This window comes from Bacillus sp. LR_5, from assembly GCF_042709275.1.
In genome coordinates, this window is sequence record NZ_JAVAXX010000208.1 from 1 (window position 1) to 11,759 (window position 11,759).

Annotated in this window: 11 protein-coding genes, 1 tRNA gene, 1 other RNA gene and 1 other annotated feature; of the genes, 8 read left to right on the top strand and 5 right to left on the bottom strand. The window is 41.7% G+C overall.

The genetic code is table 11. The features are described 5' to 3' along the window. Positions 1-97 precede the first annotated feature (97 nt). Positions 98-1,045 (bottom strand): YaaC family protein, encoded by a 948-nt coding sequence (locus tag RAC86_RS27825; protein WP_072566799.1) that lies wholly within the window; start codon positions 1,043-1,045, stop codon positions 98-100. A gap of 120 nt (positions 1,046-1,165) precedes the next feature. Between RAC86_RS27825 and guaB the strand changes: the two genes are divergently transcribed. From guaB to RAC86_RS27855, 6 genes are all read left to right on the top strand, one after another. Next, entirely contained in the window at positions 1,166-2,632 is a 1,467-nt protein-coding gene (gene guaB / locus RAC86_RS27830; protein WP_014112273.1) for an IMP dehydrogenase, read from the top strand. A gap of 152 nt (positions 2,633-2,784) precedes the next feature. Next, on the top strand, positions 2,785-4,116 hold the full coding sequence (dacA, locus tag RAC86_RS27835; RefSeq protein WP_072565611.1) for a D-alanyl-D-alanine carboxypeptidase: 1,332 nt from the start codon (positions 2,785-2,787) through the stop codon (positions 4,114-4,116). Between the two features lie 196 nt (positions 4,117-4,312). Next, positions 4,313-5,197 (top strand): pyridoxal 5'-phosphate synthase lyase subunit PdxS, encoded by an 885-nt coding sequence (pdxS, locus tag RAC86_RS27840; protein ID WP_003225444.1) that lies wholly within the window; start codon positions 4,313-4,315, stop codon positions 5,195-5,197. A gap of 21 nt (positions 5,198-5,218) precedes the next feature. Beyond that, entirely contained in the window at positions 5,219-5,809 is a 591-nt protein-coding gene (gene pdxT / locus RAC86_RS27845) for a pyridoxal 5'-phosphate synthase glutaminase subunit PdxT (RefSeq protein ID WP_072565612.1), read from the top strand. A gap of 52 nt (positions 5,810-5,861) precedes the next feature. Beyond that, positions 5,862-6,074: a binding site (T-box leader), on the top strand. 55 nt (positions 6,075-6,129) lie between these two features. Beyond that, on the top strand, positions 6,130-7,407 hold the full coding sequence (serS, locus tag RAC86_RS27850; RefSeq protein ID WP_061187062.1) for a serine--tRNA ligase: 1,278 nt from the start codon (positions 6,130-6,132) through the stop codon (positions 7,405-7,407). 134 nt (positions 7,408-7,541) lie between these two features. Further along, positions 7,542-7,634: transfer RNA gene (locus RAC86_RS27855), tRNA-Ser, on the top strand. A 111-nt stretch (positions 7,635-7,745) separates the two neighbouring features. On the opposite strand, the gene dck is transcribed toward RAC86_RS27855, so the two are convergent. From dck to RAC86_RS27875, 4 genes are all read right to left on the bottom strand, one after another. Further along, complete coding sequence (gene dck, locus RAC86_RS27860; RefSeq protein ID WP_013307891.1) at positions 7,746-8,399, bottom strand: deoxyadenosine/deoxycytidine kinase; 654 nt, start codon at positions 8,397-8,399, stop codon at positions 7,746-7,748. Further along, positions 8,396-9,019, bottom strand: coding sequence for a deoxyguanosine kinase (gene dgk / locus RAC86_RS27865; protein WP_072183366.1), 624 nt, complete (start codon positions 9,017-9,019; stop codon positions 8,396-8,398). The genes dck and dgk overlap by 4 nt, the downstream gene beginning before the upstream one ends. A gap of 98 nt (positions 9,020-9,117) precedes the next feature. Beyond that, complete coding sequence (locus RAC86_RS27870; RefSeq protein ID WP_072565613.1) at positions 9,118-10,401, bottom strand: LysM peptidoglycan-binding domain-containing protein; 1,284 nt, start codon at positions 10,399-10,401, stop codon at positions 9,118-9,120. A gap of 69 nt (positions 10,402-10,470) precedes the next feature. Continuing rightward, positions 10,471-11,016 (bottom strand): cysteine hydrolase family protein, encoded by a 546-nt coding sequence (locus RAC86_RS27875; RefSeq protein WP_061187059.1) that lies wholly within the window; start codon positions 11,014-11,016, stop codon positions 10,471-10,473. Between the two features lie 85 nt (positions 11,017-11,101). Between RAC86_RS27875 and tadA the strand changes: the two genes are divergently transcribed. Next, positions 11,102-11,587, top strand: a complete 486-nt coding sequence (gene tadA / locus RAC86_RS27880) for a tRNA adenosine(34) deaminase TadA (protein WP_014112280.1) — start codon at positions 11,102-11,104, stop codon at positions 11,585-11,587. 82 nt (positions 11,588-11,669) lie between these two features. Continuing rightward, an RNA gene (ffs, locus tag RAC86_RS27885) (signal recognition particle sRNA large type) lies at positions 11,670-11,759 on the top strand; the annotation flags it as partial.

The following is an 11,759-nucleotide window of genomic DNA, read 5'->3' on the forward strand; positions in this document are numbered from 1 at the left end:
TCTTCAGCGCCGATGGTAGTCGGGGGTTTCCCCCTGTGAGAGTAGGACGCCGCCAAGCAAGGTAAAACCCAGCTCATTGAGCTGGGTTTTTTGTTTATCAAAAATGAAGAAGAAATTGTAAAGCGTATTTTGGGAATTTGTTTTCTGTCACTAATAAAAACTGCTGAATTAGCACGTAATCATCACTTATATGCTGCGTTAACAACTCATACCACCATTCTGTCTCATACCTCGCAATCATCCCTATGTTGTACAAAATTAAATAGTGAATTGCCATTTCTGGAAGTCTCAGAAATTGTTCCCTTTGAGAAGGGATAAAATATTGGTTCTTACCCATGTCATACAACAAGCTGATTGATGTCCATGGCTTCGTGTCTTGCGGTGAAATTTCAAACAGCAGCTCGTGTTCATTTTTTCTTTCAAAAGACCATTGAAAATGATGGGACATATATTCGGCAAATCTTGAATCAGACATTTTATAATTGATCACCACATCCTCTGGTACAGAAATCCTGTCCCTTTCCTTCTCGACTTTTGTCATAAAACGTTCTTTCTGCTGAAAATAAAAAGTATCACTTAGTTCTGGAATCGCCATTAATAATTTTTTCATGGTATACCGTTCATCTACTATATCCGATTGTCCGAATAAGTGTTTCATGAAATGTATGCATAGGCCGTTCCGTTGTATTTTCACTTCATCATCGCTAAAACAATAATTCTGTTTCTTTCGTTTTCTTGTTGTTACGCCATGTGCCAGTACTGATGTATGGCTTGGATAATGAGGATCCCGTGTTATGAGGCATGCTTTGATAAGCTGAGCCATTCCGTAAAATAAAAGAATCGGTTTGATTTCTAAAGGGGAATATGAAGCTTGTTTATAAAACGATTCGGCATGCTTTAAGAAATAAATAAACCGTTCACTGTTTTTAAAAGAGTTCTTTTTCGCATCGTCAATACCGTTTAAGGTATAAACCTTTTCTAGAAATTTCTGGGTTGATTCAACGGAATAAAATAGCGCTAAGTCTTTCCACTCATGATATGTCATATGTATTTCTTTATCCTTTCCGTTATCTAAATATTTCAACTCTTTCTCGCTTCCTTGACATGCTCTTGGCTAGTTGATAATCTACATATAATATTTTGCCGAAAAGAGGGGGATTTACTAATGTGGGAAAGTAAATTTTCAAAAGAAGGCTTAACGTTCGACGATGTGCTGCTTGTGCCAGCCAAGTCAGAGGTACTTCCGCGTGATGTGGATTTATCTGTAGAACTTACAAAAACGTTAAAGCTGAATATTCCTGTCATCAGCGCAGGTATGGACACTGTAACAGAATCAGCAATGGCAATTGCAATGGCTAGACAGGGCGGCTTGGGCATCATTCATAAAAATATGTCCATTGAACAGCAGGCTGAACAAGTTGATAAAGTAAAGCGTTCTGAGCGCGGCGTTATCACAAATCCCTTCTTTTTAACTCCTGATCACCAAGTATTTGATGCGGAGCACTTGATGGGGAAATACAGAATTTCTGGTGTTCCGATTGTAGATAACGAAGAAGACCAAAAGCTTGTCGGAATTATAACAAACCGTGATCTTCGTTTTATTTCTGACTACTCAATGAAAATAAGCGATGTCATGACGAAAGAAGAGCTTGTTACTGCACCTGTAGGAACCACTCTTGATGAAGCTGAAAAGATTTTGCAGAAACATAAAATTGAAAAGCTTCCTCTCGTTGATGACCAGAATAAATTAAAAGGTCTTATCACAATCAAAGACATTGAAAAAGTCATTGAGTTCCCGAACTCATCTAAAGACATTCACGGCCGTCTGATCGTTGGCGCGGCAGTTGGCGTAACTGGCGACACAATGACTCGCGTCAAAAAGCTTGTTGAAGCCAATGTCGATGTTATTGTTATTGATACAGCTCACGGACATTCTCAAGGCGTATTAAACACAGTAACAAAAATCCGTGAAACATATCCTGAATTAAACATTATTGCTGGGAACGTGGCAACAGCTGAAGCGACAAGAGCTCTTATCGAAGCTGGAGTAGACGTTGTCAAAGTTGGAATCGGACCTGGTTCAATTTGTACTACACGCGTTGTAGCAGGTGTCGGTGTTCCGCAAATCACAGCGATTTATGATTGTGCGACTGAAGCAAGAAAACACGGCAAGACAATCATCGCCGACGGCGGAATTAAATTCTCTGGCGATATTACTAAAGCATTGGCAGCCGGCGGACATGCTGTTATGCTCGGAAGCTTGCTTGCAGGCACGTCAGAAAGCCCTGGTGAAACTGAAATCTACCAAGGCAGAAGATTTAAAGTATACCGCGGTATGGGGTCAGTTGCTGCAATGGAAAAAGGAAGTAAAGACCGTTACTTCCAAGAAGAAAACAAAAAATTTGTTCCTGAAGGAATTGAAGGACGCACACCTTACAAAGGACCAGTTGAAGAAACAGTTTATCAGCTAGTCGGCGGTCTTCGTTCTGGTATGGGATATTGCGGATCCAAAGATCTTCACGCTTTAAGAGAAGAAGCCCAGTTCATTCGCATGACTGGCGCGGGACTTCGTGAAAGTCATCCGCATGACGTACAGATTACAAAAGAATCTCCGAACTATACAATTTCATAATAAATTGTTACAAATTAAAAACATTTGACAGGGTCTCTGACTCTGTCTATTTTTTTTATACTGATTATGATAAAATTTATACTGTTGTGCATTGAAAATGTCCTTAACGGCTTAATTATAGATGAAGAATATGAAATACGGAGGTCGTACGATTGAACATCAAGAAATGTAAACAGCTATTGATGTCATTGGTTGTGTTAACACTAGCTGTCACTTGTCTGGCTCCAATGTCAAAAGCAAAAGCAGCCAGCGATCCAATTGATATCAATGCATCTGCTGCTATTATGATCGAAGCTTCTTCAGGTAAAATTCTATACAGTAAAAATGCAGATAAGAGACTGCCAATTGCCAGTATGACAAAAATGATGACAGAGTATCTGTTATTAGAAGCAATTGATCAGGGTAAAGTGAAATGGGATCAAACCTATACGCCTGATGACTATGTGTATGAGATTTCCCAAGATAACAGCTTATCAAACGTTCCTCTTCGGAAAGACGGGAAATACACAGTAAAAGAATTATACCAAGCTACAGCAATTTACTCTGCAAATGCTGCTGCTATTGCGATAGCAGAAGTCGTTGCGGGTTCTGAAACTAAGTTTGTTGAGAAAATGAATGCAAAAGCAAAAGAACTAGGCTTAACAGATTACAAATTTGTTAACGCAACAGGTCTTGAAAACAAAGATCTTCACGGGCATCAGCCTGAGGGGACAAGCGTAGATGAAGAAAGTGAAGTTTCTGCTAAGGACATGGCGATTCTTGCGGATCACTTGATTACTGACTACCCTGAGATTCTGGAGACTTCCAGTATCGCCAAAACGAAGTTCAGAAAAGGCACTGATGATGAAATGGACATGCCGAACTGGAACTTTATGCTGAAAGGGCTTGTCAGCGAGTATAAAAAAGCGACTGTAGACGGACTGAAAACAGGTTCTACTGACTCTGCCGGTTCATGCTTTACAGGAACAGCTGAACTCAATGGAATGCGTGTTATTACTGTTGTATTAAACGCAAAAGGCAATCTACATACAGGCCGTTTCGATGAAACGAAAAAAATGTTCGATTATGCTTTCGACAATTTCTCCATGAAAGAAATTTATGCTGAAGGCGATCAAGTAAAAGGCCATAAAACAATTTCAGTTGATAAGGGTAAAGAGAAAGAAGTAGGCATTGTGACAAACAAAGCGTTCTCTCTTCCTGTCAAAAATGGCGAAGAAAAGAATTACAAAGCGAAGGTCACACTAAATAAAGAGACCTTGACTGCTCCTGTGAAAAAAGGAACCAAGGTTGGGAAACTGACTGCGGAATATACAGGCGATGAAAAGGATTACGGATTCCTTAACAGCAATCTTGCTGGCGTAGACCTTGTTACAAAAGAAAATGTAGAAAAAGCAAACTGGTTTGTTTTGACAATGCGCAGTATTGGCGGATTTTTCGCCGGCATTTGGGGAAGCATTGTTGATACGGTAACCGGCTGGTTTTAATCAAATGAAAGAGCTCTGATGTATGTTAGGGCTCTTTCGTTTAATATACAGAAAAAACCCAATTTTTAAGAAAAAATGATTTTCAAAGCGCTAAAAACCGAATAAAATAATATATATCCATATGAATTATTGGATTTCTAGGATACAATAAGGATTAGAAATTATACAATTATACCTTGATTAGGGGGACCAAGAAATGGCTCAAACAGGTACTGAACGTGTAAAACGCGGAATGGCAGAAATGCAAAAAGGCGGCGTCATTATGGACGTCATCAATGCGGAACAAGCGAAAATTGCTGAAGAGGCTGGAGCTGTAGCTGTAATGGCGCTAGAGCGTGTACCAGCTGATATTCGCGCGGCTGGAGGAGTTGCCCGTATGGCTGACCCTACAATCGTGGAAGAAGTAATGAATGCAGTATCTATCCCAGTAATGGCAAAAGCGCGTATCGGACATATTGTTGAAGCGCGGGTGCTTGAAGCTATGGGTGTTGACTATATTGATGAAAGTGAAGTTCTGACTCCGGCTGACGAAGAATTTCATTTAAATAAAAATGAATACACAGTTCCTTTCGTTTGCGGCTGCCGTGATCTTGGTGAAGCAACACGCCGTATTGCTGAAGGCGCTTCTATGCTTCGTACGAAAGGTGAGCCTGGAACAGGGAATATCGTTGAGGCTGTTCGCCATATGCGCAAAGTAAACGCTCAAGTGCGCAAAGTAGTTGCGATGAGTGAGGATGAACTCATGACAGAAGCGAAAAACTTAGGTGCTCCTTACGAACTTCTTCTTCAAATTAAAAAAGATGGCAAGCTTCCTGTCGTTAACTTTGCCGCTGGCGGCGTAGCCACTCCTGCTGATGCTGCTCTCATGATGCAGCTTGGTGCTGACGGAGTATTTGTTGGTTCTGGTATTTTCAAATCAGACAACCCTGCTAAGTTTGCGAAAGCAATTGTGGAAGCTACAACTCACTACACTGATTACAAATTGATCGCTGAGCTTTCAAAAGAGCTTGGTACTGCAATGAAAGGGATTGAAATCTCAAACTTACTTCCAGAACAGCGTATGCAAGAACGCGGCTGGTAAGAATATAGGAGCGCTGCTGACATGTTAACAATAGGAGTACTAGGACTTCAAGGAGCAGTTAGAGAGCATATCCATGCAATTGAAGCATGCGGTGCGGCTGGTCTTGTCGTTAAACGCCCTGAGCAGCTGAACGAAATTGACGGACTGATTTTACCTGGCGGTGAGAGCACGACGATGCGCCGTTTGATTGATACGTATCAATTCATGGAGCCGCTTCGTAATTTTGCTGCTCAGGGAAAACCGATGTTCGGGACATGCGCCGGATTAATTATATTAGCAAAAGAAATTGCTGGTTCAGATAATCCTCATTTAGGTCTGCTGAATGTGGTTGTTGAGCGTAATTCGTTTGGCCGGCAGGTTGACAGCTTTGAAGCTGATTTAACAATCAAAGGCCTGGACGAGCCTTTTACAGGGGTATTCATCCGCGCGCCGCATATTTTAGAAGCTGGTGAAAATGTGGAGGTTCTTTCGAAGCATAATGGTCGTATTGTAGCTGCTAAACAGGATCAATTCCTGGGCTGCTCGTTCCATCCGGAGCTGACAGAAGATCACCGAGTGACACAGCTGTTTGTTCAAATGGTTGAGGAATACAAGCAGAAAGCACTTGTATAAAACAGTTGAAAGCTGTGGAAACTTATAGTACATTATAAGCACAAATAAAGATCGAAAAGCGTTGATAGGAACTAGTAAGAAGCCTCTCTTTCTAAGAGAGCCGATGGTTGGTGCGAATCGGTGAAAGATGCTGTCTGAATCCATCCTTGAGCGAAATGCTGAAACAAGTAGGCATTTACGGGATAACCGTTATGTGTGAAAGTGGAAAACGAGTCTTTGGCTTGTTTTCAATCAGGGTGGCAACGCGAGAGCTCTCGTCCCTTTATGGGGATGAGGGCTCTTTTTATTTTCGACAAATCAATAAAAAAGGAGTGTTTCGCATGCTTGATACAAAAATGCTGAGAGCAAATTTTCAAGAAATTAAAGCAAAGCTTGTACACAAAGGCGAAGACTTAACTGATTTTGATAAGTTTGAGGCGCTGGACGATAGACGAAGAGAGCTTATCGGCAAGGTTGAAGAGTTAAAAGGAAAACGGAATGAAGTATCTCAGCAGGTTGCTGTACTGAAACGTGAGAAAAAAGACGCGGATCACATTATTAAAGAAATGCGTGAAGTCGGCGAGGAAATTAAAACACTTGATGAAGAATTAAGATCAGTGGAATCTGAGCTTGATACCATTCTTCTTTCAATCCCAAACATTCCGCATGAGTCTGTCCCTGTCGGTGAAACAGAAGACGACAACATAGAAGTGCGTAAATGGGGCGAAAAGCCTTCATTTGCTTACGAGCCGAAGCCGCACTGGGATATTGCAGATGAGCTGGGTATTCTAGATTTTGAACGTGCTGCAAAAGTAACAGGAAGCCGTTTCGTGTTCTATAAAGGTTTAGGTGCTCGTCTGGAGCGTGCGCTTTATAACTTTATGCTTGATCTTCATGTAGATGAGTATAACTATACTGAAGTGATTCCGCCTTATATGGTAAACCGCGCAAGCATGACGGGAACGGGTCAGCTTCCTAAATTCGAAGAGGATGCGTTTAAAATCAGAGAAGAAGATTACTTCTTAATTCCGACTGCGGAAGTCCCGATTACAAACATGCATCGCGATGAAATCCTTTCAGGTGACAGTCTGCCGATTAACTATGCGGCATTCAGTGCTTGCTTCCGTTCTGAAGCTGGTTCAGCAGGGCGTGATACACGCGGATTGATCCGTCAGCACCAATTTAATAAAGTTGAGCTTGTGAAGTTTGTGAAGCCTGAAGATTCTTATGAAGAATTAGAGAAGCTTACAAACCAAGCAGAACGAGTTCTCCAGCTGCTTGAGCTCCCATATCGTGTCATGAGCATGTGTACGGGTGATCTAGGCTTTACGGCTGCGAAAAAATACGATATCGAAGTTTGGATTCCAAGCCAAGACACATATCGTGAAATTTCTTCTTGCAGCAACTTCGAAGCGTTCCAAGCAAGACGTGCGAACATTCGTTTTAGACGTGAAGCGAAAGGCAAGCCTGAGCATGTACACACACTGAACGGGTCAGGTCTGGCGGTTGGAAGAACAGTAGCCGCTATCTTAGAAAATTATCAGCAGGAAGACGGAAGCGTTGTAATTCCAAAAGTGCTTCGCCCTTATATGGGGAATAAAGAAGTAATAAAACCATAAAATTGTGAAAAGGTGTACCTGATAAGGTGCGCCTTTTTGCCTGAGTAAACACGATATTTTTATAAAAACAAAAAAGTTTTTAAAAATGCTTGACCATATAAGAACATTCATGATATAGTAAGTCTTGTCGATACGGAGGAATACCCAAGTCCGGCTGAAGGGATCGGTCTTGAAAACCGACAGGGGTGTCAAAGCCCGCGGGGGTTCGAATCCCTCTTCCTCCGCCATATTGATTTTAATTCTAATGAAACACAAGCATATATTGGAGATTGTTTTGTCCGTTGCATTCGATGCAACGGATTTTTTATTATAAAGAAAAAGTGAATCTCAGCTGAGATTCACTTTTTTTGATTTTCATGAATAACTGAAGCGATTTGATCTACAATATTTTCAATCGAGCTTTCGTCATTCAGCAGATCATAATCCTCAATACGGAGTTTTAAAACAGGGCAGGCATTAAAACCGCTTATCCAGTTTTCATAGCGTGTATGCATTTCTTCCCAATAAGACCTGCTTGTCTGAAGCTCCATTTCACGGCCTCGTTCTTCAATCCGGTTTAAAATGTTCTCCAGATCTCCTTCTAAATAGATCAATACATCTGGGTGTGGGAAATACGGTGTCATGACCATTGCTTCGAAAAGGCTTGTGTAAGTTTTATAATCAATCTTTGACATTGTCCCTTTGTCAGCATGCATTTTTGCAAAAATTCCTGTGTCTTCATAAATTGAACGATCCTGTACAAATCCTCCGCCGGCTTCAAAAATCGTTTTCTGTTCTTTGAATCGTTCAGCTAAGAAATAGATTTGCAGGTGAAAGCTCCAACGTTCAAAATCATGATAGAACTTTTCTAAGTATGGATTATGATCGACTTCCTCCAGAGAGGTTTTAAATCCAAGCCTTTTAGCCAAAGCTTTTGTTAAAGTCGATTTTCCGACACCTACTGTTCCTGCTACTGTGATAATTGAATTCTTCGGGATATGATGTTCCTTCATACGATAAGCTCCTTTACATGGGCGGCAATGCGTTCAAAGTCGCTCTTATTCAAAACGAAATCCTTTGAATCACCATCTATAGTTAGCACTGTAAGTTCAGGATCGGCTTCCTGCAACTGTTTGATGGCGACTTCATAATCTGCGATCAGCTGCTCCAAATAGCTTGTTTCAATTTTTTTCTCAAAGGGGCGTCCGCGTTTTTCAATGCGGTGTAACAATGTGGGCAGACTAGCCTTTATGTAAATGATGAAATTTGGTTTTGGCAGATCATCCGTTAGCAGGTGATAAATCTTTTTATATTTTTCCAGCTGACGCTGAGACAGGGTGCGTTCTGCAAAAATCACATTTTTATAAATGTGATAATCAGCTATCACAGGTTGTCCCTTTTTTAAAAAGTGATCGCTGGTGTCTTCAAGCTGTTTGTATCTGTGACAAAGAAAAAACATTTCAAGCTGGAAGCTCCATTCCTCTATATTGTCATAAAACTTATCAAGGTATGGGTTGTCCTCAACAATCTCACTAATCATAGGGAATTCAAACTCTTGTGAGAGCATTGTCGCGAGGGTTGTTTTTCCTGCCCCGATAGGACCTTCTATTGCAATAAAAGGGGCTGTATTCATCGGAATCCTCCTTATTTCTGAAAAACGTTCGTCAGTTACCGACCTTCATATTGTATCACAACCCTTGGGTGCCCCCATGAAAAAAAGACGTTTCCAAATTATCGAAACGTCTTTTTGACAATATTAAATTGATCAGAAAGCAGCAGCCAGTTTTGCGGGAAGGAAAGACCCAGCTTCCAATAGCTGATGCCTCTTAAATTCAGCTCTTTAATCAGATTGAATTTTGCTTGGATCGAGCGGGCATCCTCGAACCATACCTCGTGCCTTCTGTTTTGAGCATCAGTATAGCGGAAGAAAGGCGCTTGAGCTGTTTGGTCATACTGAATGGTTGCATTGTTTTGATCGGCAATGACAAGGGCTTGCTGAGGGCTTATTGCTCTTGCCGGGGTTCCCCCTGCTGTATATGGAAGCGTCCAATCATACCCATATAAATTCTGGCCCATGACAATTTTATTCGCAGGCATTTCAGTCAAAGCATATTCTATGACATCCCGAACAGGCCCAATTGGCGAAACGGCTTGAGCCGGCCCGCCGCTATAGCCCCATTCATATGTCATGAGAACAACAAAGTCGACAATTTGGCCATGGGCTCTGTAATCATGGGCTTCGTACCATCTGCCCTGCTGTGTTGCGCTTGTTTTAGGGGCAAGCGCTGTAGAAATTTCTAGGCCTTCTCGATGGAAAAGATCCCTTGCTTCGCGCAGAAATTGATTATAGGCTTCTCTATCCTGAGGCCGCAAATATTCAAAGTCAAAATGAATATCAAAGAAACCATATCTTCTGGCATTCTCGACTATTTCATTCAAAAGTCTTCTTTTTACAGCATCGTCGTTCAAAAGGATTCGGCCGAGTTCATCGCTGAATGCCTGGTTTTCTAGGTTCGTTATAATCATCATCAATGCCGTGTTTTGATTCTCTGCAATGCTTCTTAAATTCGTTAAAGGCGGTGCGACTAAGGTTCCGTCCCGCTGTGCCTGGAAACTGAATGCGCCAAGGTACGTTAAGTAGGGCGACGCTTCTCTGGCCGCCTGCTGGAGATTTTCGCTGACTTGATTTCCGCGGGGCTCCAAATAAGCATTTGATTCGATGTCTCGTTTAGGAACCGGAGGGATGTATAAGCGGAAACCAATCTGCAGTACGGTATTTAACTGGATTCGGTTAACCCTGGCAAGCTCGGCTGCTGTTGTATTGAACCGCCGTGCGATGGATGTCAGGGTATCACCTTGTTGAACATCATAGAACTGGCCGGCTATTGGAATGACAATGGTTTGTCCGACAACAAGGCTGTCGGGATTCGGTATTTCATTCGTTTCTGTGATTTCATTTACAGTTGTTCTGTATTGTGAAGCGATAGCAGAAAGAGTGTCGCCTTGTTTCACCACATAAATTTGAATGAAAAACGCCTCCTTTCATATCGCTATCAATGTATGAAAGAAAAGCGCTGATCATGTTTATTTTTCTGTAATTTGTTTCTCCGTCGTAATTTCCGCGAGAAGAACATTCTCCATCATGGTTAAGGCAAATTCGTTGTCTGCGTCACGATTTGAGGCAATGCAGTCCTTAGGAATCGTAATGCTGTATTCCCTCATGTAAGCGTCATTAGCGGTAAACAGCACGCATATGTTACCGGCTATACCTGTTAAAATAATATGCTTCACCTGCAATTCGGTAAGGAGAGTGTGAAGGGCAGTTTCGTAAAAGGCGGAATGCTTCGGTTTGATTAAAAAATAGTCAGCATCTTTCGGCGCTATTTGTCTGATGATATTCTTGCTTCTTTCATTCGTGCATTCTTGCTGAATATTTTTAATATCAGCTTGCCAAAGTCCGTAATGATCATTAATGTAAATAATCGGCCAGTCATTTTGTCTCGCATGCTCCTTTAATGATAAAATGTGAGGAACGATTTTTTCTGTTTTTTTAGCGAGGCTTTCTCCCATATCGAATTCAAAATTATTGATCATGTCTACAATGAGAAGAGCTGTGTCTGCTTTGGACAATTAACAGTCTCCTTTCCGTTTCAGTTATAGTTAATATGTAGCCTTTTTAGGCAATGAAAAAACTTTGAAAAGAGAGCTTATTCTTATGACACAAGATGAACTTTATATGAAAGAAGCAATTAAAGAGGCGAAAAAAGCTGAAGAGAAAGGTGAAGTGCCAATCGGCGCCGTGCTTGTCGTTAACGATGAAATCATAGCGCGTGCACATAATTTAAGAGAGACGGAGCAGCGGTCAATCGCTCATGCGGAAATGCTTGTGATTGATGAAGCGTGTAAGGCGCTGGGAACGTGGCGGCTGGAGGGTGCAACTCTTTATGTGACACTTGAGCCTTGTCCGATGTGTGCCGGTGCCGTTGTGCTTTCGCGAGTGGAAAAAGTGGTATTTGGTGCATTTGATCCTAAAGGCGGCTGTTCAGGCACGCTTATGAACCTTTTGCAGGAAGAGCGCTTTAACCACCAGGCTGAAGTGGTGAGCGGAGTGCTTGAGGAGGAATGCGGAGGAATGCTCAGTTCATTTTTTAGAGAACTGCGAAAAAAGAAGAAAGCCTTCAGGAAAAACTTGTCTGAGTAGTCCGGTTGCAATTTTTAGGGGGAAACGATATACTTATGTATGCATCATAATAGATGCGATATAAAATTTGATATTTATTTTGCCGTGCTAAGCGGGGAGGTAGCGGTGCCCTGTACCTGCAATCCGCTCTAGCGGGGCCGAATCCCTTCTCGAGGTTCGTTTACTTTAAGGT

Excerpts from the sequence above, each read along its gene's own strand:
- RAC86_RS27825 (WP_072566799.1), bottom strand. The coding sequence starts at position 1,045 with ATGACATATCATGAGTGGAAAGACTTAGCGCTATTTTATTCCGTTGAA.
- guaB (WP_014112273.1), top strand. The coding sequence starts at position 1,166 with ATGTGGGAAAGTAAATTTTCAAAAGAAGGCTTAACGTTCGACGATGTG.
- pdxS (WP_003225444.1), top strand. The coding sequence starts at position 4,313 with ATGGCTCAAACAGGTACTGAACGTGTAAAACGCGGAATGGCAGAAATG.
- pdxT (WP_072565612.1), top strand. The coding sequence starts at position 5,219 with ATGTTAACAATAGGAGTACTAGGACTTCAAGGAGCAGTTAGAGAGCAT.
- serS (WP_061187062.1), top strand. The coding sequence starts at position 6,130 with ATGCTTGATACAAAAATGCTGAGAGCAAATTTTCAAGAAATTAAAGCA.
- dck (WP_013307891.1), bottom strand. The coding sequence starts at position 8,399 with ATGAAGGAACATCATATCCCGAAGAATTCAATTATCACAGTAGCAGGA.
- dgk (WP_072183366.1), bottom strand. The coding sequence starts at position 9,019 with ATGAATACAGCCCCTTTTATTGCAATAGAAGGTCCTATCGGGGCAGGA.
- tadA (WP_014112280.1), top strand. The coding sequence starts at position 11,102 with ATGACACAAGATGAACTTTATATGAAAGAAGCAATTAAAGAGGCGAAA.